The organism is Streptomyces sp. NPDC006463 (assembly GCF_042870715.1).
GTDB lineage: Bacteria > Actinomycetota > Actinomycetes > Streptomycetales > Streptomycetaceae > Streptomyces.
Window position 1 is genome coordinate 58,833 of the sequence record NZ_JBIAHP010000014.1, and the last position, 21,573, is coordinate 80,405.

A 21,573-nucleotide genomic window follows, 5' to 3' on the forward strand; every position below is an offset into this window, starting at 1 on the left:
GTGCGCGTGCTCGTCGTGACCGCGGTGGCGGCGGAGGCCGACTCCGTCGCGACCGGTCTGTCCCCTCATCCGGACACCCCCGGTCCCGAGCCGCGCACCCTGGCCGGGGGCTACCGCGTCACCCGGCGGGACCTTCCGGGCATCGCCTTCGACGTCCTCGTCGGAGGCGTCGGTCCGGCCGCCGCCGCGGCCGCCACCGCCACCGCCCTGGTCCTCGCCGACTACACGCTCGTCGTCTCCGCCGGGATCGGCGGCGGCTTCCAGCCCGCCGCGCCGCCCGGCTCCCTCGTGGTCGCGGACGCGATCGTCGCCGCCGACCTGGGCGCCGAGACCCCCGAAGGCTTCGTGGACGTCCGGGCGCTCGGCTTCGGCCACAGCGTGCACCTGCCGCCGCCCGAGCTCGCCGCCCGCGCCGCCGAGGCGACCGGGGCGCTGCTCGCGCCCGTGCTGACCGTCTCCACCGTCACCGGGACCGCCGCCCGGGCCGCCGAGCTCGCCGCCCGGCACCCGATGGCCGGGGCCGAGGCCATGGAGGGGTTCGGGGTCGCGGAGGCGGCCGCCGCGCACGGGCTGCCCGTACTGGAGATCCGCGCCGTGTCCAACGCCGTGGGCCCCCGTGACCGTGCCGCCTGGCGGATCGGGGACGCGCTCGCCGCCCTCGCCGACGGCTTGCGCACGCTGGGGCCCGTACTCGCGAACTGGGGAGAACGCCATGAGCGGTAACGCCGTGAAGATCGCCTACTCGCCGTGCCCGAACGACACCTTCGTCTTCGACGCCTGGGCACACGGCCGCGTCCCGGGCGCGCCCGCCCTCGACGTCACCTTCGGCGACATCGACATCACCAACGGCATGGCCGAGCGCGGCGAGCTGGACGTGCTGAAGGTGTCGTACGCCGTGCTGCCGTGGGTGCTGGAGGAGTACGCGCTGCTGCCCTGCGGCGGCGCCCTGGGGCGCGGCTGCGGCCCGCTGGTGCTCACCCGTGAGCCGGGGGCCGGCCTCGCCGGGAAGACGGTGGCCGTGCCGAGCGAGCGCTCGACCGCCTACCTGCTGTTCCGGCTGTGGGCTGCGGACGTGCTGCCGGACGGGGTCGGCAAGGTGGTCGTGCTGCCGTTCAACGAGATCATGCCGGCGGTGCAGAGCGGCCGGGTGGACGCCGGACTGGTCATCCACGAGGCCCGGTTCACCTATCAGGACTACGGCCTGCACTGCCTGGCCGACATGGGCGAGCACTGGGAGTCCACGACCGGCCTGCCGATCCCGCTCGGCGCGATCATCGCCAAGCGCTCGCTGGGCGAGCGGCGGCTGCACGCGCTCGCCGAGTCCGCCCGTACGTCGGTGCGGATGGCCTGGGACGACCCCGAGGCGTCCCGGCCGTACGTACGCGCCCACGCGCAGGAGCTGGACCCGGCAGTCGCCGACCAGCACATCGGGCTCTACGTCAACGAGTTCACCGCCGACCTCGGCGACGACGGTTACGCGGCCGTACGCGGGCTGCTGACCAGGGCGGCGGCCGAGGGACTGGTACCGGCCATTTCGCCCGGCGCGCTCGCCTTCCCGTAGCTCCCGAAGCCCTCAAAAGAGCCTCCGAACGACGGTGCCCCGCCACTCTCCCGAGTGGCGGGGCACCGGACCTCGTTCAGGTCAGACGTCGAGCTGGTCGGCCACCGCGCGCAGCAGGCCGGCGATCTTCGTGCCGTGCACCTTGTCGGGGTAGCGGCCGCGCTCCAGCATCGGAGTGATGTTCTCCAGCAGGGTCGTGAGGTCCTGCACGATGGAGGCGAGCTCGTCCGGCTTGCGACGCTGGGCCGCCGCGACGGACGGCGCCGGGTCCAGCACCGTCACCGAAAGCGCCTGGTCACCGCGTTGTCCGGCCACGACACCGAACTCGACGCGCTGGCCGGGCTTGAGGGAGTCGACCCCGGCAGGGAGCACCGACGAGTGGACGAAGACGTCGCCGCCGTCGTCCCGGGAGAGAAAGCCGAAGCCCTTCTCGCTGTTGAACCATTTGACCTTGCCGGTAGGCACGTCCGTCCTCTGTCCTTGTGCTCGTCGGGGTCCGGAGTGCCGCGGAAACGGCCCCGGATAACAGCGCAGCGGGCCATGGATGACCCGCCACCTCAAGGCTAATGGCCGAGGGCCGGGTGACAAGACGTTCCCCGGTCCTTCGCGGGCGGCCGCTTCGGCCGCTCCGGCCTGGGAACTACCCTGGTCGGGTGACTGTTACTCCTCATCCCGACGAAGCGCGCCCCGGTGACGCACTGGTGAAGACCGGCGGCATCGTGTTCATCGTGGGCGCCGTGGCCACGCTCGCGACGATGGCCCCGCTGTTCCTCGACATCGACCCGTTCCCGTCGTACGCGTGGGCCGTGTGCATGCTGATGGGCGTCGGCTTCGCCATCTCCGCGGCGGGCGTGCTGCGGTCGGCCGCGGCGCAGCGCAAGGCGGCCCGGGCCTCGCAGGCCTGACCCGGGCCGGGGACGGCGCTCCCTAGACGGGCTGCTCGGCGACGTACCGCGAGAGCCACTCGGGCAGCGCGGTGAGGTCCGGGAGCACCACGTCCGCGCCCGCCGCCCGCAGCTGCGGCTCCGGGCAGGGGCCGGTCGGCACGACCACGGACAGCGCGCCGGCCTTGCGGGCCCCGCGTACGTCGCCCACGTGGTCACCGACGTAGACCTGCGCCCCGTACTCGCGCAGCGCCCCGGCCTTGGCCTCCGCCCAGAGCCAGCCGATGACGGCGTCGGGCTCGATGCCCAGGTGCTTCAGGTGCAGGCGGGCGTTGGGCTCGTGCTTGGCCGTGACGACGATCGCGCGGCCGCCGAGCGCCTGGACCGCCTCGATCGCCTCGCGCGCGCCCGGCATCGCGGGGGTCGGCCCGATGGCGTATGTGGGATAGATCTCGCGGTAGCGGTCCGCCATGGCCGGGATCTCGGCCTCCGGGAACCAGTACGCGAGCTCCTCGTCCAGCGGCGGCCCGAGCCGCGTGACCGCCTCGTCGGCGTCGATGAACGTACCCGTTTCGGCCGAGAGTGCCTGGTAGGCGGCCTTGATGCCCGGACGCGAATCGATGAGGGTCATGTCGAGGTCGAAGCCGACGGTGAGGTTCATACCCGCCATTGTGCCGAGGCGGGCCGACAGCGGGCCGACAGGAGGCTTACGGCAGGGGAACATGCTCCCCTCGCCCCGTCGAACGCCCCTCCTCGAACTCGTGCTCAACCTTTTCCGTGCGGCAGCACTCAGGACCGGGGTGAGAGACACGAGGTGAAGGGGAGGGCGGATGCCGCCAGGCACCGAGCACGACTCCGGGCTCGACTTCGAGGCCTTTGCCGTACGACGGCGGAACTGCCCGCGCTGCCGGACCTGGTGGGCCCGGCCCGCGCCCAGGGCCTGCGCCGCAGGGCGCGCGTCCGGGCGGCGATCGGCGCCGGGGTGGTGGCCGTCGCCGCGATCGGCGTGGCCGGAGCCTTCGTGCCGCCGGACGGCCGCGGCCAGGAGGTGGCCGGGTGATCGATGTGGCCGCGGCGCCGCCGGGCAGCTGCTGGACGTCGTCAGGGCCCCCGGCTTCCTCGACCTGATCGAGGCCGCCGACCGCGAGCCCGTACAGGAGAAGCAGACGATCGTCCCGGCCGGCTGAGACCGGGACGACGCGGCGCGGCGCGGCCCGTCAGCGGCGACGGGCCCGCCACACCAGGTAGAGGACGGAGGCCAGCGCCGCGCCCCGCAGCAGCCACGGCCACATCCCGTGCACCACCCCGCTCACCTGGTCCTCGGCCAGGGTCTCGCCCCACTTGTCGTTCATACGGCCCCACAGCCACACCCCCGCCCCCGCCAGGACCACGCCGGGCGGGCCGAAGACGGCCCACTTGCGCTCGGCGGGCCGCAGCACGCGCGAGGCGTACGGCAGCAGCCAGCCGACCACGAGCAGCAGCCAGTAGCCGGTGACCACGCCGACGACGAGGACGGCCGCGGCCAGCATCAGGAAGGCGTTCGGCCGGGGCCGGGGGGCGACGGCTGCCGCGGCTTCCGGCCCCGCCGCCTCCGCCGCCGCTTCCCTCTTCGCGCGCCGCCGCTCGCGCAGGAACCGTACGAGGCTCCGCGCGCGCCCCTGCTCCGGGCCGGGCGGCTGCGCCTTCGGCTCCTCGTCCTCCTCCGGAGCCTCCTTGACCAGCTCCGGGAACTCGATCCCGCCCGCGAAACCGTCGACCTGCGGGCCCGAGCCGAACCCGCCCGCCCCGACGCGCCACCAGTCGGGCTCCGACCCACCGGAGGGGCCGAGTTCATCCAGCCCGGCCAGGTGCGGCGGCACGTTCTGCGGCTCCGCCTCCTGGCGCGGCGGCGGCACCCGCTTGCGGCCCGGGCGCCCCGGACCGCGCTGGGCGGGCACCGCCGGAACCGGATCCAGCGGGGTCTGCGAGGGCCCCGACCGCGTCCCGACGGTGTCCAGGACCTCCTCCGGCGTGCCGATCCGCTCCAGGATGGCCCGTACCGCGGCCGGCGTCTCCGGGTCGTACTTGGCGCGCCGACGGTCGATCTCGTCCCGCAGCCCCGACACCAGCCGCATCCGGTCGCCGGACGACAGCTGCCGCTGCTGCGCCAAGTCCCCGACGCGGCTCAGATATTCGTAGACCAACTGGTCGCTTTCGATCCCCACGCCCCGGCTCCTCCCGTACCGCCTCAACCGAAGGTAGCGCGTGCGCCCGTGGAGCAGTCGCGGACGCAGCGGATACCGTGGACCGGATGGGGACCGGCCGACTGACCGGCCGGCGCGACCAGGAGGCGACTGTGCCCGAGGAAAGCACTGCGGGAGGATCCGGCGGAAGCGGCGCCCCGCGCTCCCTCGCCGAGGCGCTCCGCGCCCGCGACGACTCGGCGCTGGCCGCCCTGCTGCACGCCCGCCCGGACCTGCTCAGCCCGGTGCCCGGCGACGTGACCCAGCTGGCCACCCGCGCAGGCACCCGGGCCTCGGTGGTACGGGCGCTCGAACGCCTGGACCGGTTCGCGCTGCAGACCGCCGAGGCCCTGGCGGTCGCCCCGGACCCCTGCCCGTACCCGGTGCTGGAATCGCTGCTGACCGGCGAGGTGGGCACCACCGGCGAGGACAACGGGGCCCGCGCCGCGCTCCCCAGGGCCATGGCCACCCTGCGCGACCAGGCCCTGGTGTGGGGCGACGACGACCGGCTGCGCCTGGTGCGCACCGCCCGCGAACTGCTCGCGCCGTCGCCCCAGCGGCCCTCCCCGACCGGCCTCGGCCCCACCGTCGCCGAGGCCACGGCCGGGATGTCGCCGACCCGCATCCAGGAGATCGTGGCGGCCGTCGGACTGCCCGCCACCCACGACCCGGTGTCCGCGGTATCGGCGCTGACCGGGCTGTTCACCGATCCGGAGCGGATGTCGGCCCTGCTGGACCAGGCCCCCGCGGAGGCCCACCAGGTGCTCGGGCGGCTCGTGTGGGGGCCGCCGTACGGGGAGGTCACGCCGAACCCGACCGCGCCGGTGCGCTGGCTGCGCGACCACGGGCTGCTGCTCCCCACCACCGCACGGACCGTGGTCCTGCCCCGCGAGGTGGCGCTGCACCTGCGCGGCGGGCTCGCGCACCGGGTCACCGCGCCGGTGGCCCCGCCCGTTCCCGCGCACCGCGAGCACCGTCCACAGCTTGTGGACGCGAACGCCGCCGGGCAGGCGCTGGGCGCGCTGTCCACCGTCGAGGAGCTGGTGAAGTCCTGGGAGCACGCCGGTCCGCTGGTGCTGCGCGCGGGCGGGCTCTCCGTACGGGACCTCAAGCGGGCCGCGGCCACCCTGGACACCACCGAGTCCGCGGCGGCGTTCTGGATCGAACTCGCCTACGCGGCCGGCCTGCTGGCCAGCGACGGGGAGGCGGACGAGCGGTACGCGCCCACCCCCGCCTTCGACGACTGGGTCGAACTGCCTCCCGCCGAGCGGTGGTCGGCGCTCGCGGCGGCCTGGCTCCCGGCCACCCGCACCTCCGGCCTGGCCGGCGAACAGGACGGCAAGGGACGCACCCTGTCGGTGCTCGGCCCCGAACTCGACCGCTCCGCCGCCCCCGAGGTACGCCGACGCGTCCTGGAACTCCTGGCCGCCCTGCCCGACGGCGCCTCCCCCGACCCGGACGCCCTGCTGGACCGGCTCGCGTGGGAGCGTCCCGTACGCGGCACCAGCGACCTGCGGGCCCGCCTCGCGCACTGGACGCTGACCGAGGCGGAGATCCTCGGCGTCAGCGGCCGGGGCGCGCTCAGCAGCTTCGGCCGCGCCCTGCTGGAGCATCGCGACCCTGCGCCGCTGCTGAGCCCGCTGCTGCCGGAGCCGGTGGACCACGTACTGCTGCAGGCCGACCTGACGGCGGTGGCCCCCGGCCCGCTGCGCCGCCCGCTCGGCGACACGATGGCGCTGCTCGCGGACGTGGAGTCCAAGGGCGGGGCCACGGTGTACCGCTTCACGCCCGGGTCGGTGCGGCGCGCCCTGGACGCCGGGCACGCCGCCGCCGACCTGCACGTCTTCCTCAAGGAACACAGCCGCACGCCGGTCCCGCAGCCGCTGGCCTACCTGATCGACGACGTCGCCCGGCGGCACGGGCACCTGCGGGTCGGTTCCGCGTCCTCGTACGTGCGCTGCGACGACGACGCGATGCTGGGCGAGATCCTGGCCGACAAGCGGTCGGCGGGGATGGGGCTGCGCCGCCTCGCGCCGACGGTGCTGGCCGCGCAGGCCGAACCCACCGCCCTGCTGGAGGGGTTGCGGGCCATGGGCTACGCCCCGGCCGCGGAGTCCCGTACCGGCGACGTGCTGGTGGCCCGGGCCGACGCCCACCGCACGCCGGCCCGCTCGGCGCCCGTACCGGTGCCGGACGGCCCGCCGGTGCCGGACGAGACGCTGCTGGGGGCTGCCGTACGGGCGATCCGCGCGGGCGACCTGGCGGCGACGGCCGTGCGCAAGGAGCCGGTGGCCTCCGCGGTCGTGCCGGGCGAACTGCCCCGCACGAGCCCGGCGGAGACCCTGGCGACGGTGCAGGCGGCCGCGCTGACCGGGTCGGCCGTGTGGATCGGGTACGTGAACGCGGACGGGGCGGCGAGCCAGCGGGTCATCGCCCCGGTACGGGTGGAGGGCGGCTTCGTCACGGGCTACGACCACACGGCGGACGAGGTACGGACGTACGCGCTGCACCGGATCACGGGGGTCGCGGAGCTGGCGGAGGACCAGGTCTGACGGAGGGCAGGTCCACAAGCGCTGGCCGGGCCGGTCCAAAAGCGCTGGCCGGGCGGGTCCGGACCCCGCACCCTGGAGGTATGTCCAACGCCATGTCCTCCGAGGTGCCGGGCCGCCGGATCCGCGCCGCCCACACCGACACCACGATCACCGTCTACCAGGCGTACTCCCCGTCCCTCGGGGTCCCGGCGGCACGCGACGGCCGCTTCCCGCCCGCCTGGAAGCGCGAGCGGATGACGTGGATCAAGCCGTCGTTCCTGTGGATGATGTACCGCTGCGGCTGGGCCACCAAGGCCGACCAGGAGACGGTGCTCGCGATCGACATCACCCGCGAGGGCTTCGACCGGGCGCTGCGCGAGGCATGCCTGTCCCACTACGAGCCGGGGGTGCACGCGGACCGTGACGCCTGGCAGCAGTCGCTGCGCGCGACATCCGCCCGCGTCCAGTGGGACCCGGAGCGCGACCTCCACCTGAACCCGCTGCCGTACCGCTCCCTCCAGCTGGGCCTGTCGGGGCCCGCCTCGCGGGCCTACGCCGACGAGTGGACCGTCGCCATCCGGGACGTCACCCCGCTGGCCCGGGAGATCCACGGCCTGCTCCGCTCCGGGGACGAGGCGGCGGCGCGGGCCCTGCTGCCCGTGGAAACCCCGTACGCCTCGGGCCCGTTGCCTCACCTCGGGGCGTAGTCGATCCGCCCAGCGTCGAAGGGCCACACCTCGCGCAGCCAGCGGCTCACGGCCTCGTACAGCGGGAGGTCGAGGTGCGCCCGGTCCGCGCGCACCCAGGAGCTGACCTGGACGCGCCGCGGGTCGTCCTTGCCCGGGTACACGTACAGGCACCCGATGACCTCGTCCTCCCCTTCCAGGACCGAGTAGGTGAACCCGCGCCGCTCGGCGAAGTCCCGGGCGTGCCCGGCCAGATCGTCCCGGTTCGCCTCGGCGGACATCCCCTCCACGGGCGGCCAGCCGCGACCCACGAACCCGGGCGTGGCCCTGATGTGCGCGATGCTCCCGGTCCAGGCGGCCAGATCCCGCTCGTTGTGCCGTTCCCCGAGGGGCTCCAGCCGGAAGGCTTCGCCTTCCAGTCCGCCCGGCACCTCGAAATCGGCGGGCACGAAGGTCTGCTGATCATCGTTCATGCCTGGACCGTACGTGCCCGCCGCGCGAGCGTCAGCAGCTTTTCCACCGGCCACTGGTCGTCCGCGTGCTCCCCGTACCCGGCGGCCAGCACCCGGCCGTCCGGCGCGATCAGGAAGTCCGCCGGCAGCCCCAGGCGCCCGCCGTCCTGTACGCGGGCCGGCGCCTTCGCCCGGCCGCGCAGCATCTCGGCCGTGCCGAGGGCGATCGCACGCAGTACGGGCCACCAGGCGCGCGGGCTCAGCAGCGACCGGTAGGACGCCTCGACGCCGAACTCCGCGTACAGCCGCTTGTCCGGGTCCGCGACCACCGCGAACGGCAGGTCGGCGACGTGCTCGCGCAGCTGCTCGGCGGGCGAGTGGAAGACGACGACCTCGCGGATCCCGGCCGCCTCGATCTCGGCGTGCCGCCGCACCACCGAGCGCAGGTGGAGGTGGCAGACGGGGCAGCCCGCGAACCGCCGGAACTGCAGGTGGACCAGGCGCCCTTCGGGATCGGGGACGGGGACGGGGGCGCCGTCCATGACGGCCGTGAGCGCGCGGGCGCGGACGACGGAACCGGTGCTGAGCTGCATGGGAGGACCCCTTCGGCAGGCAGACGGACAGTTAGGCGTACGTCGTACACCTACAGCGTAGGCGTATGCCGTACGCTGTCAACCGTCATGCCTCGCCCCCGCTCCCTCACCCCGGACCACCTGGCCGCCGCCGCGCTCGCCGTCATCGACCGCGACGGACTCCCGGGCCTGTCCATGCGGGCAGTCGCCGTCGAACTCGGCATCAGCACGATGGCGTTGTACCGGTACGTCCAGGACCGCGAGGAGCTCGAAGCCCTCGTCGTCGAACTCGTCCTCAGCAGGGTCGACACCACCCCGCCCCCGCCCGCCGGCCCCTGGCACGAGCGGGTCACGGTCCTCGTCGACCGGCTGCGCGACACGGTCGGCGCGCACCCGGCCGTCCTGCCGCTCGCCTTCACCCACCGGCACCGCTCCCCCAGCGTGCTGCGGTGGGGAGAGACCCTGCTCGGGGTGCTCACCGAGGCGGGGCTCGGGGCCGAGGAGCGGATCGTCGCCCTGCGCGCCCTGCTGGCCTACGTGATCGGCGCGATCCAGCAGGAGCACCTCGGCGCCCTCTCCGGCGCGGGCACCGCCGCGATCGCCGGACTCCCGGCGGACGAGTACCCGTACCTGACCGAGGCCGCCCGCGGCGCCCGGTCCCTCACCCAGGACCGGGAGTTCCACGGCGGCCTCGCCCTGCTCCTGCGCGGCCTGGGATCAGGCTAGTCCGCGCAGTTCCAGGTCGATGTACGGCACGGTGTCGCCCGGCAGCAGGTACCGCTCGACCTCCTCGAAGCCGTGCGCGAGGGCGAACCGCAGCCCCTCCGGGTTGGACTCCAGGACCACGGTCCGGATCCGCTCGGCCCCCAGCTCCCGGGCCCGGGCCAGCCCGCGCGCGTAGAGCACCCCGCCGTATCCCTGCCCCCGATGGCCGGGCAGCACCCGCGCGATGACGGTGCCCACCGGCTCCCCGTCCCGGGGCGGCCGCACGGTCGTGCACCCCACCACCTCGTCACCGAGGTACGCGACCTCCAGCACGTTCCGTCCGGCCCGCTCCCGCACGTCCTCGGGGGAGAGCGGATCCGTCGGAATGATCAGATTGTGCACGTACCGCCAGTCCCGCGACGTGGCGTCGTCACCCACAGCCTCAATACGAAGATCACACATTCCCCCAGCGAACCCACCCACCTGCCGCCCCGTCAACCGCCCCACGCGCACAGAACCTCCCGGCCCGCGCGGCGATACGGCACACTGGAGGTTTGACCTGAATGAAACGGGGCGCCGCGCGTGAATGGTCCACTCATCGTCCAGAGCGACAAAACACTCCTTCTCGAGGTCGACCACGAGCTCGCCGGAGCCGCGCGGCGCGCCATCGCTCCCTTCGCCGAGCTGGAGCGGGCTCCCGAGCACATCCACACGTACCGGATCACCCCCCTCGGCCTGTGGAACGCGCGGGCCGCCGGGCACGACGCCGAGCAGGTCGTCGACGCGCTCGTCGAGTTCTCGCGCTACCCCGTCCCGCACGCGCTGCTCGTCGACGTCGCCGAGACCATGGCCCGCTACGGCCGTCTCACCCTCTCCAAGCACCCCGTGCACGGGCTGGTCCTGACCAGCACCGACCGGCCGGTGCTGGAGGAGATCCTGCGGTCCAAGAAGATCGCCCCGCTCGTCGGTGCGCGGCTCGACCCGGACACCGTGGCAGTGCACCCCTCCGAGCGCGGGCAGATCAAGCAGACGCTGCTCAAGCTGGGCTGGCCGGCCGAGGACCTCGCCGGATACGTCGACGGCGAGGCGCACCAGATCGACCTGGCCGAGGACGGCTGGGCGCTGCGCCCGTACCAGCAGCAGGCCGTCGAGGGCTTCTGGCACGGCGGCTCCGGTGTGGTCGTGCTGCCCTGCGGCGCCGGCAAGACGCTGGTCGGCGCCGGGGCGATGGCGAAGGCCAAGGCGACGACGCTGATCCTGGTCACGAACACCGTCTCGGCCCGCCAGTGGAAGCACGAGCTGGTCAAGCGGACCTCGCTGACGGAGGACGAGATCGGCGAGTACAGCGGTACGCGGAAGGAGATCCGCCCCGTCACGATCGCCACGTACCAGGTCCTGACGACGAAGCGGAAGGGCGTCTACCCGCACCTGGAGCTCTTCGACTCCCGGGACTGGGGCCTGATCGTCTACGACGAGGTGCACCTGCTGCCCGCGCCGGTCTTCAAGTTCACCGCGGACCTCCAGGCCCGTCGTCGCCTCGGCCTGACGGCCACGCTCGTACGGGAGGACGGCCGCGAGTCGGACGTCTTCTCCCTCATCGGGCCGAAGCGGTTCGACGCGCCGTGGAAGGAGATCGAGGCGCAGGGTTACATCGCGCCCGCCGACTGCGTCGAGGTCCGGGTCAATCTGACCGAGTCGGAGCGCCTCGCGTACGCGACCGCCGAGACGGAGGAGAAGTACCGCTTCTGCGCGACGACGGCGACGAAGCGGAAGGTCACCGAGGCGCTGGTCGCCAAGCACCAGGGCGAGCAGACGCTGGTCATCGGGCAGTACATCGACCAGCTCGACGAGCTCGGCGAGCACCTGGACGCGCCGGTCATCAAGGGCGAGACCTCCAACGCGCAGCGCGAGAAGCTCTTCGACGCCTTCCGCGAGGGCGAGATCAGCGTGCTGGTCGTGTCGAAGGTCGCGAACTTCTCGATCGACCTGCCCGAGGCGACGGTCGCCATCCAGGTGTCCGGCACCTTCGGCTCGCGCCAGGAGGAGGCTCAGCGTCTGGGCCGCGTGCTGCGGCCGAAGGCGGACGGCCACGAGGCGCGGTTCTACTCGGTGGTCGCGCGCGACACCATCGACCAGGACTTCGCGGCGCACCGCCAGCGCTTCCTGGCCGAGCAGGGCTATGCCTACCGGATCATGGACGCCGACGAGCTGCTGGCGACGGACTAGCCTCCGGGTGCCGGCTGGGGCTCCGCCCCAGACCCCGCGCCTCGATCTCCCCCCAGCTACCGCCCCCGACGGGCAGGGCGGAGGTCGGCGGACGCAACCCGCGGCGGGGAGCGGTGACGGCCAGTGGCTGGGACAACGGGGGCGGCGGGCTCGCGCGGCCCCGGCGGCCTGTCCCGGCTCAGCGGCGGACGACGCCCGCGTCCTCGGCGTATTCGCCCAGGACGACGACGCGGACGGTGGTCTCCGCGAAGATCTTCGCCGCCCGCAGCACGCTGCCGAAGCCGAAGCGCGGATGGGAGTCGGAGGTGGCGGTGGCGCCGCTAGGGCGGCCGCCCCGGATCGGGGTGAAGGTTGCGGTGCTCATGTCTCCATGGTGCGCTTCCGGGCCGCCCGCCACATCGCTCCCGGGGCGTAACCCCCGGGCGTCCCGCCTCCTCCTCCCGGCCCATGCCGTCCCCTAGTGGCTATGCCGCAGGTCTGACGCCTGCGGCCCCCGCCACCCGGACGGAGGTCCCGCGGGAAACGGACTTCCGATCCCGGTAATCCATTCGCGCGGACCGGGCCCCCTGGCTAGAATCTCCGCTCTTGCCGCCTCCCGCCGCCTCATCGGGGAGAGCCGCCCGCCGGTCGGAACCGGCGGGCCATCTGTTCCGTACCAGCAGCTGGAGGCAGTCCCGTGCCCGCGCACGCCCCCGCATCCGACCCCGCATCCGACATCGACCCGCTCTCGCGCGAGCGGGCCCACCTCACCGCCTCGCGCGCCGCGCTGCGCGCCATGCGCGCCGACGTCGAGGCCCTCGACATCCGCGACGTCACCGCGAACTGGGTCAACGCGATCGTCCTCCAGGCCCAGATCGACGACCGGATCAAGGCCCTCGCCGACCTGGCCCACACCCCGCTCTTCTTCGGCCGCCTGAACTACCTGCACGCCCCGGGCGCGGAGCTCGCCGAGGGCGCGGAGGGCGAGCAGTTCTACATCGGCCGCCGCCACGTCCACGACGCCGACGGCGACCCGATGGTCATCGACTGGCGCGCGCCCGTCTCCCAGCCGTTCTACCGCGCCTCCAAGACCGACCCGCAGGACATCGCGCTGCGCCGCCGCTTCGGCTACACGGGCGGCGAGCTGACGGCGTACGAGGACGAGCACCTGTCGGACCCGGCCGAGGCGGCCGCGGTCAGCAAGCTGCTCCAGCAGGAGATCGAGCGCCCGCGCGTCGGCCCCATGCGGGACATCGTCGCGACGATCCAGCCCGAGCAGGACGAGATCGTGCGTTCCGGCCTGTCCGGCTCCGTCTGCGTGCAGGGCGGCCCCGGCACCGGGAAGACGGCGGTCGGCCTGCACCGGGTGGCGTACCTGCTGTACGCGCACCGCGACCGGCTCGCGCGTACGGGCACCCTGGTCATCGGGCCGAACCGGTCCTTCCTGCAGTACATCGAGCAGGTCCTGCCCGCACTGGGCGAGCTGGAGGTCAAGCAGGCCACCGTCGACGACCTGGTGGCGCAGGGCGGCCTGGAGGTACGCGGCACGGACCCGGCCGAAACCGCCGTGGTCAAGGGCGACGCCCGGATGGCGCAGGTGCTGCGCCGCGCGCTCGAATCACATGTCACGCAGCCCACCGAGGCGCTGATGGTGGTCCGCGGTTCGCGCCGCTGGCGGGTGCCCTCGTACGAGCTCGCGGAGATGGTGCAGGAGCTCCAGGACCGCGACATCCGCTACGGCGCGGCCCGCGACGCGCTGCCGCAGCGGATCGCGCACGCGGTCCTCGTACGGATGGAGCAGGCGGGCGAGGCGCCGGACGACCGCGTGCAGGACGCGGTGGCCCGCAATCCCGCGGTGAAAGCGGCGGTGAAGGAGATCTGGCCGCCGGTCGAACCGGCGAAGCTGGTGCTCCGTCTGCTGTCCGACCCGGATTTCCTCGCGCTGCACGCGCAGGACGTCCTCACGGCGGACGAGCAGAAGCTCCTGCTTTGGCCGAAGCCGCCGAGGACCGTGAAGTCGGCGAAGTGGTCGGCGGCGGACCTGGTCCTGATCGACGAGGCGACCGACCTCGTCGAGCGCACGCACTCCCTGGGGCATGTGGTCCTCGACGAGGCGCAGGACCTGTCGCCGATGCAGTACCGGGCGGTGGGGCGGCGTTGCACGACGGGTTCGGCGACGGTGCTGGGCGACCTCGCGCAGGGCACCACCCCGTGGGCCACGCGCAGCTGGGACGAGGCGCTGACCCACCTCGGGAAGCCGCAGGCGGTGCTGGAGGAGCTGACGGCGGGCTTCCGCGTGCCGCGCGAGGTGATCGCGTACGCCTCCCGCCTGCTGCCGTCGATCTCCCCGGGGCTGGCCCCGGTCTCCTCGGTCCGCGAGACGCCGGGCTCGCTGCGGATCTCGCGGACGGCGGAGGCGGCGGACCTGACGGCGGCGGTGGTCTCGGCGTGCCGCGAGTCCCTCGCCCGGGAGGGCTCGATCGGCCTGATCGCGGCGGACGCCCGGATCCCGGTGCTGGCCGACGCCCTGCGCGAGGCCGGCCTGCCGTACCTGTCGCCGGGTGAGGAGACGACGGCGCAGGCCCGGCTGACGCTGGTGCCGGCGTCGCTGGCGAAGGGTCTGGAGTACGACTACGTGGTCCTGGACGAGCCTGCGGCGATCGTGGACGGCGAGCCGGACGAGCGCACGGGCCTGCGCCGGCTGTACGTCTGCCTCACCCGCGCCGTCTCGGGCCTGACGGCCCTCCACTCGGCCCCGCTGCCGACGGCCCTGGCCTGACCTGCGACTGTCCGGCCTCCTGAGGCTCCGCCCTGCGGGGCGGAGCCTGCCGGGCGGAGCCTGCGCGCCGGTCCCTGCGCGCCGGTCCCTGCGCGCCGGTCCCTGCGCGCCGGTCCCTGCGCGCCGGTCCCTGCGGGCCGATGCCTGCGGGGCGGAGCCTGCGCGCCGGGCCCTGCCGGGCGGTGCCTGCGCGCCGGGCCCTGCCGGGCGGTGCCTGCGCGCCGGGCCCTGCACGCCAATCCCTGCGCGCCGGCCCCTGCGGGGCGGAGCCTGCGCGCCAACCCCTGCACGCCGGTCCCTGCGTGGCGGTGGCTGCGGGCCGATGCCTGCGGGGCGGTGCCTGCGGGGCGGTGGCTGCGGGGCGGTGGCTGCGCGCCGGTGCCTGCGGGCCGGAGCCTGCGCGCCGGTCCCTGCACGCCGATGCCTGCGGGGCGGTCCCTGCGCGCCGGGCCCTGCGGGGCGGAGCCTGCGCGCCAATCCCTGCGCGCCGGTCCCTGCGGGGCGGTCCCTGCGGGCCGATGCCTGCGGGGCGGTGCCTGCGCGCCGGTCCCTGCGCGCCGGTGGCTGCGCGCCGGTCCCTGCGCGCCGGTGGCTGCGGGGCGGTGCCGCGCCGGTCAGGCCAGGGCCGCCCGCCACTCGGCGACGGCGGCGGCCGAGACCGGCCGGCCCCATCCGTCGGGGCGGGCCGCGCCGCCGATGTGGAAGCCGTCGATGCCCGCCCCGCGCAGCACCGGCAGGTGGGCGAGGGTCAGGCCGCCGCCGACCAGGATCCGCGCCCCGTACCCCGGCTCGCCGCTCCGCGCCGCCTCGGCGACCAGCACCGCAAGGCCCTCGTCGACCCCGGCCGCCGAGCCCGCCGTCAGGTAGGTGTCCAGACCGGGCAGGTCGGCCAGCGCCTTGCGCAGGCCGTCGCGGTCCGCCGCGCGGTCGATCGCCCGGTGGAAGGTCCAGCGGCACCCGTCGAGCTCCGCCAAGAGCGCCTCGACCGCCGCGAGGTCCGGGCTCCCGTCCGGGTTCAGGAAGCCGAGTACGAACTCCTGCGCCCCCTCCGCCCGCAGCTCCCGCGCCGCCCGGACCAGCCTGGAGACGTCACCGGCGGCGAAGCCGTCCGACAGGCGGAGCATCACGCGCAGCGGGATGTCGACCGCCGCTCTGATCGCCGCGAAGGTCTCGCGCGGCGGGGTGAGCCCGTCGGCGGCCATGTCGGTGACCAGCTCCAGTCGGTCCGCCCCACCGGCCTGGGCCGCGACCGCGTCCTCCGCGTCGAGGGCGATCACCTCCAGGAGTGCACGGTTGCTCATTCGATGCCGTCCTTCGTCCGGTACGCGAAAATAGGTCTAGTCCAATATTAAGAGTACGGGCCTCCGCCCTCGCTCCACCAGCACAATCGCGCCGCCCCCACAATGTGCGCATGGACACCAGTACCCCGCGCACCGGCACCACCGCTCTCCGCGCCCGCTGGCACGCGAGTGCCATCGCCGCCGGGGCGAGCGGCGACCCCGCTCCCTACGCCGACCGCCTCCTCGCCGCCTGGGCGGAGCCGCAGCGCCGGTACCACACCACCGCTCACCTGGCCGACGTACTGGAGCGGATAGACGTACTGGCGCCTTACGCGGCCGACCCCGCCGCGGTCGAGCTCGCCGCCTGGTTCCACGACGCCGTGTACCGCCCCGACCGCTCCGAGAACGAGGAGCGCAGCGCCGTCATGGCCGAACGGGCCCTGCCCGAGCTGGGCATCGACGCCGACCGCACCGCCGAGGTGGCCCGGCTGGTCCGGCTCACCGTCACCCACGACCCCGCCCCCGGCGACGCCGACGGCGAGGTGCTCTGCGACGCGGACCTGGCCGTCCTGGCCGCAGACCCCGAGGCGTACGCGGCGTACGCGGCCGCCGTGCGCGCCGAGTACGGCTTCGTCCCGGACGACGCCTTCCGCGCCGGCCGCGCCGCCGTGCTCCGGCAGCTGCTCGCCCTGCCGAGGCTCTTCCGTACGCCGTACGGCACCGCGCACTGGGAGGCCCCGGCCCGCGCCAACCTCGCGGCGGAGCTCGCCGGGCTCGCGTAGGTCGGGCGGGGCGGGCAGGTCCGTCAGGTCTGTCAGGTGTGTCAGGTGTGTCAGGTCCGTCATGTCTGTCAGGTCGCGGGAATTCGATCACGTTCGCCGTGGTTGGGGAGAGTCATGCCCGCAGCCGCCGCACGCCCCCGCATGCCCGTCGCCGTCTACGTCCTCGGCCTGTCCGTGTTCGCACTCGGCACCAGCGAGTTCATGCTCTCCGGGCTGCTGCCACCCATCGCCGAGGACATGGACGTCACGATCCCGCAGGCGGGCCTGCTCATATCCGCCTTCGCGATCGGCATGGTCGTCGGGGCGCCGCTGCTGGCCGTGGCCACCCTGCGCCTCCCGCGCCGCACCACCCTCATCTCCCTCATCAGCCTCTTCGGCCTCGGGCAGGTCGCGGGCGCGCTGGCCTCCTCGTACGAGTTCCTCTTCGCCTCCCGCGTGATCTCCGCCCTCGCCTGCGCAGGCTTCTGGGCCGTCGGTGCGGCCGTGGCCATCGCCATGGTCGACAAGGACCAGCGGGCCCGCGCGATGGCCGTCATGATCGGCGGCCTGTCCATCGCGAACGTCCTCGGCGTGCCCGCCGGCGCCTTCCTCGGCGAGCACCTGGGCTGGCGCTCCGCGTTCTGGTCGGTCGGCGCGGCCTCCGCGATCGCCCTCGCCGGCATCCTGGCGCTGATCCCGAAGATCCCGCTGCCCGCCGAGAAGCCCTCGCTCGGGCGGGAGCTGCGCATCTACCGCGACCGCCAGGTGTGGCTCTCCATCGGCATCACGGCCCTGGCCGCGGGCGGCGTCTTCTGCGCCTTCAGCTACCTGTCACCGCTGCTCACCGAAGTGGCGGGGCTGGACTCCGGCTGGGTCCCGTGGATCCTCGGCCTCTTCGGCGTCGGCGCGCTGGTCGGCACCACCATCGGCGGCAGGGTCGCCGACGCGCACCTGTTCGGCGTGATGATCTGGGGCATCACCGCGTCGACCGTCTTCCTGACGGGGCTCGCCCTGCTCGCGTCGGCGCAGGCCGCGGCGATCGCCCTGTCGTTCCTGCTCGGCGTCTCGACCTTCTTCACCGCCCCCGCGCTCAACGCCCGCATGTTCAACGTGGCCGGCGCCGCCCCGACCCTGGCCGGAGCCACCACCACGGCCGCCTTCAACCTCGGCAACACCGGCGGCCCCTGGCTCGGCGGCACCGTCATCGACGCGGGCCTCGGCTTCGCCGCCACCGCGTGGGCGGGCGCGGCGATGACGGTCACCGCCATCGCCCTCACCGCGATCGCGCTGCGCCTGGACCGCCGTACGCCACCGTCCCCGACGCGGATCGTCGCCGCGTCGCCCGCCCACCCGGCAACGGCGGACAGCGTCAGTACCTGAACCACTGCCCGTGTCCGGTGACATCCGGGTTGTTCTGGGCATTCGGCGGGTTCGCGCCCGGGATTTTGGTGCTGACGTGCACCTCGTATTCGGTGCCGGATGTGAGCGGGATGGTGACCTGCTCCGTCCGCATCTGCGGTTCCGGACCGGCGGTGAGGCTCCAGGACTTCGGTCCACCGGCGGGATACAGGTACTTGTTGCCGTCCTTCAGGCTCAGCCAGACGTACACGGTGACCTTGGTCGGGACGTCGGCGCTGACGTAGGCGCGCATGGAGACCGTCGCGCCCTCCCGCACGGAACAGGCCTTCTCGCTGACCTTCGAAGCTTCCGCGGGGCGGTAGGCGGCGCACGACTCCGGAACCCCCGCCGTAGCCGCCCCGGCGGCCTGCGCCTGCGGTGCCGGAGGCCCCGAAGCGGCCTGCGTGCTCGGCGTCACGGAGCCACTCGCCGAGGGAGAGGGCGAGGCCGAACCGGAGGCGGACGCGGACGCGGTGCCCGGTGCACTCGGCTGCGCCGCCGCCGAACCGCCGGGCGCGGCCTGCCCGCGCGGCCCGTCCCCGCCCGGCCATCCGTTCGATGCCACGGCGGCCACCACGGCGACGACCACCAGGACGGCAGCACCGGCCCACACGGCTGCCGCCCGCCGGACCGCGCCGGCCCGCGCCTGCTCCGGCTTCGGCTCCGCAGCGGCTTCGGCCGGCTCGCCGCCCGGGCGTGCCGACGGCTGCCGGACCTCCACATCGCCGCCGAAGGGCTGGATCACCAGAGTCACCGGGGTCTGGAGCTGCCGGGTGCCGAGGCGGTGCCCGGTGAAGTGCTCCTTGACGTGTGCGACGAGCGCATCGAGGTCGGTGGCGAGACTCGGCGAGTGCTCCTCCAGCCAGTCCATGACGGCGGTCGAGAAGGCCCCGCTCCGCTCGGCGGTGCGCTGCGTGGCAGCCTGTCCGGACGCGGCGGCGAGCAGCATGAACTGCTCCACGGCCGTCCGCTTGCCCGCCGGCAAAGCCGCGACGACCGGCTTGGCCTGGTTGTCCTGGACGAAGGTCGCGCAGGCGTCGACGAGGAAGACCTGCCTGCGGCAGCGCGCCACGTCCGGCCGGGTCAGGTAGTCCCGCAGGTCCATCAGGTCCAGGCAGCGCGGCTCGCTGTCCGAAGCGTCCGGGCAGAGCAGCAGTCGGCGGTCGCCCCGGTCCAGTACGCCGTGGCCGCCCCAGTACACGTACAGGACGTCGCCCTCGGGCACGGTCTGCACCGGTGCGAGCTTGTCGATGATCTGGTCGCGGGAGGCGATGGGCTCGATGTCGAGACCCAGCTCCGCCGCCTGGGCGTTGAGGTCGGCCCAGGACCCGGCCATCGGCGCCAGCAGCAGCCTGATGTTCCCGGCGGGAACCCCTCGCCTGCGCAGCCAGCGGGCGAGGCGCATCGCGTCGGCGGCAGCGCCGGGCAGGTCTCTTCCCTTGATGCGCGGGAAGTGCTCGATACCGACCACGAAGGCGTGCACGCGCGCCGGGTCGGGGGCGGTCAGCTCAGCCATGTGTCGACAGCGTTCCAGACATCGGGGTTGGACCAGTACGTGGTGTGCGCCCAGGGGAAGGGCTGCCGGTTGTCCACCCGGTGGTCGTCGGCACGCCCCGGGAACACCTTCGCGGCCTGGTACGAGAGGAGGTCGCGGCCGTCGTAGATGTTCAGCCACTTCGCCGGGAAGCCGGGCGGCAGGGTCTCGGGGTGTTCGAGCGAGACCAGGGCCCCGATCTCGTAGAAGTACGGCGCCTGCGAGCCCACGGTGATCAGCTGGTCCACCCGTTCCAGCCGCTCGCGTACCAGCAGGTCGACGCAGGCGACCCCGCCGAGACTGTGCGCGATCACGGTGATCGCGTCCCCCGGGGTGTTCTCGATCGTCCGCTTGATCTGGTCGCGTACGCCCTGGCCGCGCGCCTGGTACCGCAGGATGTCGCCGATGGCCGGCAGGGTGGCGTCGCCCCACGCCCCGCGCCGGTACCGGCCTCGCCAGCCGACGGGCCGGGCGAGCGCCTTGGCGAGGAACCCGCTGATGGACCGGCCCTCGGCATACAGGTCGGCGCCGAGCGTGGCGAGCAGCGCGTCGCGCACGATGCCGGAGACCTCGGCGCCCCGCTCGAAGGCGAGGGCGAGCGTCATGGCCACCACGGCACGGGCCACGGCCCGCCGGTGCTCGGTTCCGTCAACATCCACGGTGGAGGCGGCGTCGTGCAGCTCGGGCGCCCGCACCACGACCCGCAGCGCCTCGGTGAACTCCTCGGCCAGGCCCCGAGCGGCGAAGGCCTCGACCACCGCGGGCGCCGGGGTGTACCCGGTGACTTCGGCGAGGAACTCCTCGGAGGGCGGCAGCCCGAATCCCAGCCCGGACGCCTCCACGGGCTGCAGTCCGAGCAGCCGCAGCTCGTACCAGGGATCCTCGTACAGGACGTCCCAGACCGCGATCTCGTCGTCCTCCGCCGTACCGCCGCGTGTCTGCCGGTAGCGGGGGACGGAGGCACCGTCGAGGGCCAAGGCCGCGCCCTGCTCCCGGCCCCAGAAACAGCCGCGGACCTCCAGCCCGGGCCGGATCTCTCCGAGCCGGGCCCGGACCGCGCCGAAGGTCTCCGTGTACGAAGCCTCTCGGACCCCGGTCCCGTGTACGAACAGCACTGACCGACGCACGATCCCCCTCATGTCATACGAGTGGCCGAACCGCGGTCATCCTAATGCAGCAAATTCCCCTGAACGCAGGAGAGATGACGGGCATTCAGGCCATCGGCGGGCGATGTTTCGGCCGTCGCAGGCCCGCCGCCGTGAGGCGGCGGACCAGTTCCTTGCTGCCGATCTCCACCGCGCCCGCCCGCACCGCGTCCGCGTACCGGTACGAGGGCACGTCGTAGTGGTCCCGTTCGAAGGCCCGCGGCGGGCAGCCGATGGCCGCCGCGAAGGCGTGCAGTTCCTCGTACGAGACGTCGCTGACCAGGTGCGACCACATGCGGCCGTGGCCCGGCCAGGTCGGCGGGTCGATGTAGACGGTCACCGCTGGAAGACCGGCCCGAGGCCGCCCACCGCCGCCACTCTCACGCCCGCCTCCGAGCACACCCAGTGCGGGTCGGGTCCCAGTTCCGGCTCCACGTCCAGCGCGTGCGGATCACCGTGCGCGCAGACGGGACAGAGCGGCCAGCGCCCGTACTTCTCCAGCAACGCGTCCTGCACGTCCTGGGCGACGAGTCCGGCCAGGTAGTCGACACCCTCCGGCCACTGCTCCACCCACCACCGGCGGTGCGTGACCGAGTCCTCGACGAGGGAGACGACATCGGCATCGGCGACCTCACCGGCGGCGAGATCGGCGAGAACAAGTGCACGTGCGACGTGCAGCGCCTGTTCCAGGGGGGTCGCGTGGTCCATGGGCCCATTGTGACCCCGTGTGGGCCATGTGGCGTAGGTCCATTTTCCGGGGGCCTCATGGCGCCTTGACCCCCACACGGTCCGAAAATAAGTTTCAGGTGTGAGCGAGACAGCGAAAGAAACTTTCAGCGAGACGGGCGTCAAGGCGGA

General features: G+C 73.9%; 23 protein-coding genes. 11 read left to right on the plus strand and 12 right to left on the minus strand.

The features are described 5' to 3' along the window. Together ACFYOB_RS25070 and ACFYOB_RS25075 are read left to right on the plus strand one after the other, a co-directional pair. Positions 1 to 723, plus strand: coding sequence for a futalosine hydrolase (locus tag ACFYOB_RS25070; RefSeq protein ID WP_388562980.1), 723 nt, complete (start codon positions 1 to 3; stop codon positions 721 to 723). Then, positions 713 to 1,561: a 1,4-dihydroxy-6-naphthoate synthase gene (locus ACFYOB_RS25075; protein ID WP_388562982.1), complete on the plus strand. Its 849-nt coding sequence runs from the start codon at positions 713 to 715 to the stop codon at positions 1,559 to 1,561. Before ACFYOB_RS25070 ends, ACFYOB_RS25075 begins: the two co-directional genes overlap by 11 nt. An 81-nt stretch (positions 1,562 to 1,642) precedes the next feature. Here ACFYOB_RS25075 and ACFYOB_RS25080 read toward each other — a convergent pair whose 3' ends face one another. Beyond that, positions 1,643 to 2,026: a cold-shock protein gene (locus ACFYOB_RS25080; protein ID WP_322975534.1), complete on the minus strand. Its 384-nt coding sequence runs from the start codon at positions 2,024 to 2,026 to the stop codon at positions 1,643 to 1,645. 188 nt (positions 2,027 to 2,214) lie between these two features. Here ACFYOB_RS25080 and ACFYOB_RS25085 point away from each other — a divergent pair, with 188 nt between their 5' ends. Beyond that, a complete protein-coding gene (locus ACFYOB_RS25085; protein ID WP_388562984.1) occupies positions 2,215 to 2,466 on the plus strand; it encodes a hypothetical protein in 252 nt (83 codons plus the stop codon). Between the two features lie 22 nt (positions 2,467 to 2,488). On the opposite strand, the gene ACFYOB_RS25090 is transcribed toward ACFYOB_RS25085, so the two are convergent. Then, positions 2,489 to 3,115 (minus strand): HAD family hydrolase, encoded by a 627-nt coding sequence (locus ACFYOB_RS25090; RefSeq protein WP_388562986.1) that lies wholly within the window; start codon positions 3,113 to 3,115, stop codon positions 2,489 to 2,491. 246 nt (positions 3,116 to 3,361) lie between these two features. Here ACFYOB_RS25090 and ACFYOB_RS25095 point away from each other — a divergent pair, with 246 nt between their 5' ends. Further along, positions 3,362 to 3,505 carry a hypothetical protein gene (locus tag ACFYOB_RS25095; protein WP_388562988.1) on the plus strand — a complete coding sequence of 48 codons (144 nt, stop codon included), beginning with the start codon at positions 3,362 to 3,364 and terminating at the stop codon, positions 3,503 to 3,505. Between the two features lie 157 nt (positions 3,506 to 3,662). On the opposite strand, the gene ACFYOB_RS25100 is transcribed toward ACFYOB_RS25095, so the two are convergent. Then, positions 3,663 to 4,649: a hypothetical protein gene (locus tag ACFYOB_RS25100; protein WP_388562990.1), complete on the minus strand. Its 987-nt coding sequence runs from the start codon at positions 4,647 to 4,649 to the stop codon at positions 3,663 to 3,665. A gap of 86 nt (positions 4,650 to 4,735) precedes the next feature. On the opposite strand from ACFYOB_RS25100, the gene ACFYOB_RS25105 reads away from it, so the two are divergent. Together ACFYOB_RS25105 and ACFYOB_RS25110 are read left to right on the plus strand one after the other, a co-directional pair. After that, on the plus strand, positions 4,736 to 7,219 hold the full coding sequence (locus ACFYOB_RS25105) for a helicase-associated domain-containing protein (RefSeq protein ID WP_388562992.1): 2,484 nt from the start codon (positions 4,736 to 4,738) through the stop codon (positions 7,217 to 7,219). A gap of 80 nt (positions 7,220 to 7,299) precedes the next feature. After that, positions 7,300 to 7,905, plus strand: coding sequence for a DUF4291 domain-containing protein (locus ACFYOB_RS25110; RefSeq protein ID WP_388562994.1), 606 nt, complete (start codon positions 7,300 to 7,302; stop codon positions 7,903 to 7,905). Here the strand turns inward: ACFYOB_RS25110 and ACFYOB_RS25115 are convergent. Continuing rightward, positions 7,890 to 8,357: an N-acetyltransferase gene (locus ACFYOB_RS25115; RefSeq protein ID WP_388562996.1), complete on the minus strand. Its 468-nt coding sequence runs from the start codon at positions 8,355 to 8,357 to the stop codon at positions 7,890 to 7,892. The genes ACFYOB_RS25110 and ACFYOB_RS25115 overlap by 16 nt on opposite strands. Continuing rightward, a complete protein-coding gene (locus tag ACFYOB_RS25120) occupies positions 8,354 to 8,929 on the minus strand; it encodes a peroxiredoxin-like family protein (protein ID WP_388562998.1) in 576 nt (191 codons plus the stop codon). The genes ACFYOB_RS25115 and ACFYOB_RS25120 overlap by 4 nt, the downstream gene beginning before the upstream one ends. Positions 8,930 to 9,016: 87 nt before the next feature. Here ACFYOB_RS25120 and ACFYOB_RS25125 point away from each other — a divergent pair, with 87 nt between their 5' ends. Beyond that, positions 9,017 to 9,634: a TetR/AcrR family transcriptional regulator gene (locus ACFYOB_RS25125; protein ID WP_388563000.1), complete on the plus strand. Its 618-nt coding sequence runs from the start codon at positions 9,017 to 9,019 to the stop codon at positions 9,632 to 9,634. On the opposite strand, the gene ACFYOB_RS25130 is transcribed toward ACFYOB_RS25125, so the two are convergent. Then, positions 9,626 to 10,075, minus strand: a complete 450-nt coding sequence (locus tag ACFYOB_RS25130) for a GNAT family N-acetyltransferase (protein ID WP_388563002.1) — start codon at positions 10,073 to 10,075, stop codon at positions 9,626 to 9,628. The two genes, ACFYOB_RS25125 and ACFYOB_RS25130, sit on opposite strands and share 9 nt — an antisense overlap. A 120-nt stretch (positions 10,076 to 10,195) precedes the next feature. Between ACFYOB_RS25130 and ACFYOB_RS25135 the strand changes: the two genes are divergently transcribed. Next, positions 10,196 to 11,839, plus strand: a complete 1,644-nt coding sequence (locus ACFYOB_RS25135) for a DNA repair helicase XPB (protein ID WP_388563004.1) — start codon at positions 10,196 to 10,198, stop codon at positions 11,837 to 11,839. Between the two features lie 178 nt (positions 11,840 to 12,017). On the opposite strand, the gene ACFYOB_RS25140 is transcribed toward ACFYOB_RS25135, so the two are convergent. Continuing rightward, the gene (locus ACFYOB_RS25140) at positions 12,018 to 12,203 is read right to left on the minus strand and encodes a hypothetical protein (RefSeq protein WP_388563006.1); all 186 of its coding nucleotides are present in this window, start codon (positions 12,201 to 12,203) and stop codon (positions 12,018 to 12,020) included. 312 nt (positions 12,204 to 12,515) lie between these two features. Between ACFYOB_RS25140 and ACFYOB_RS25145 the strand changes: the two genes are divergently transcribed. Further along, the gene (locus ACFYOB_RS25145; RefSeq protein WP_388563008.1) at positions 12,516 to 14,597 is read left to right on the plus strand and encodes a HelD family protein; all 2,082 of its coding nucleotides are present in this window, start codon (positions 12,516 to 12,518) and stop codon (positions 14,595 to 14,597) included. 614 nt (positions 14,598 to 15,211) lie between these two features. Here the strand turns inward: ACFYOB_RS25145 and ACFYOB_RS25150 are convergent. Continuing rightward, on the minus strand, positions 15,212 to 15,898 hold the full coding sequence (locus ACFYOB_RS25150) for a copper homeostasis protein CutC (RefSeq protein WP_388563010.1): 687 nt from the start codon (positions 15,896 to 15,898) through the stop codon (positions 15,212 to 15,214). 110 nt (positions 15,899 to 16,008) lie between these two features. On the opposite strand from ACFYOB_RS25150, the gene ACFYOB_RS25155 reads away from it, so the two are divergent. Both ACFYOB_RS25155 and ACFYOB_RS25160 read left to right on the plus strand, forming a co-directional pair. Continuing rightward, positions 16,009 to 16,659, plus strand: a complete 651-nt coding sequence (locus ACFYOB_RS25155) for a hypothetical protein (RefSeq protein ID WP_388563012.1) — start codon at positions 16,009 to 16,011, stop codon at positions 16,657 to 16,659. A gap of 141 nt (positions 16,660 to 16,800) precedes the next feature. Next, positions 16,801 to 18,018 carry a Cmx/CmrA family chloramphenicol efflux MFS transporter gene (locus tag ACFYOB_RS25160; protein ID WP_388563230.1) on the plus strand — a complete coding sequence of 406 codons (1,218 nt, stop codon included), beginning with the start codon at positions 16,801 to 16,803 and terminating at the stop codon, positions 18,016 to 18,018. Here ACFYOB_RS25160 and ACFYOB_RS25165 read toward each other — a convergent pair. The 4 genes from ACFYOB_RS25165 to ACFYOB_RS25180 all read right to left on the minus strand — a co-directional run bounded on the left by ACFYOB_RS25165 (position 18,008) and on the right by ACFYOB_RS25180 (position 21,423). Continuing rightward, positions 18,008 to 19,552 carry a caspase family protein gene (locus ACFYOB_RS25165; protein ID WP_388563014.1) on the minus strand — a complete coding sequence of 515 codons (1,545 nt, stop codon included), beginning with the start codon at positions 19,550 to 19,552 and terminating at the stop codon, positions 18,008 to 18,010. The two genes, ACFYOB_RS25160 and ACFYOB_RS25165, sit on opposite strands and share 11 nt — an antisense overlap. Beyond that, positions 19,540 to 20,697, minus strand: coding sequence for a hypothetical protein (locus ACFYOB_RS25170; protein WP_388563016.1), 1,158 nt, complete (start codon positions 20,695 to 20,697; stop codon positions 19,540 to 19,542). Before ACFYOB_RS25170 ends, ACFYOB_RS25165 begins: the two co-directional genes overlap by 13 nt. 85 nt (positions 20,698 to 20,782) lie before the next feature. Next, positions 20,783 to 21,055, minus strand: coding sequence for a DUF4031 domain-containing protein (locus ACFYOB_RS25175; RefSeq protein ID WP_388563018.1), 273 nt, complete (start codon positions 21,053 to 21,055; stop codon positions 20,783 to 20,785). Further along, complete coding sequence (locus ACFYOB_RS25180) at positions 21,052 to 21,423, minus strand: hypothetical protein (RefSeq protein WP_388563020.1); 372 nt, start codon at positions 21,421 to 21,423, stop codon at positions 21,052 to 21,054. Before ACFYOB_RS25180 ends, ACFYOB_RS25175 begins: the two co-directional genes overlap by 4 nt. Positions 21,424 to 21,573 lie beyond the last annotated feature (150 nt).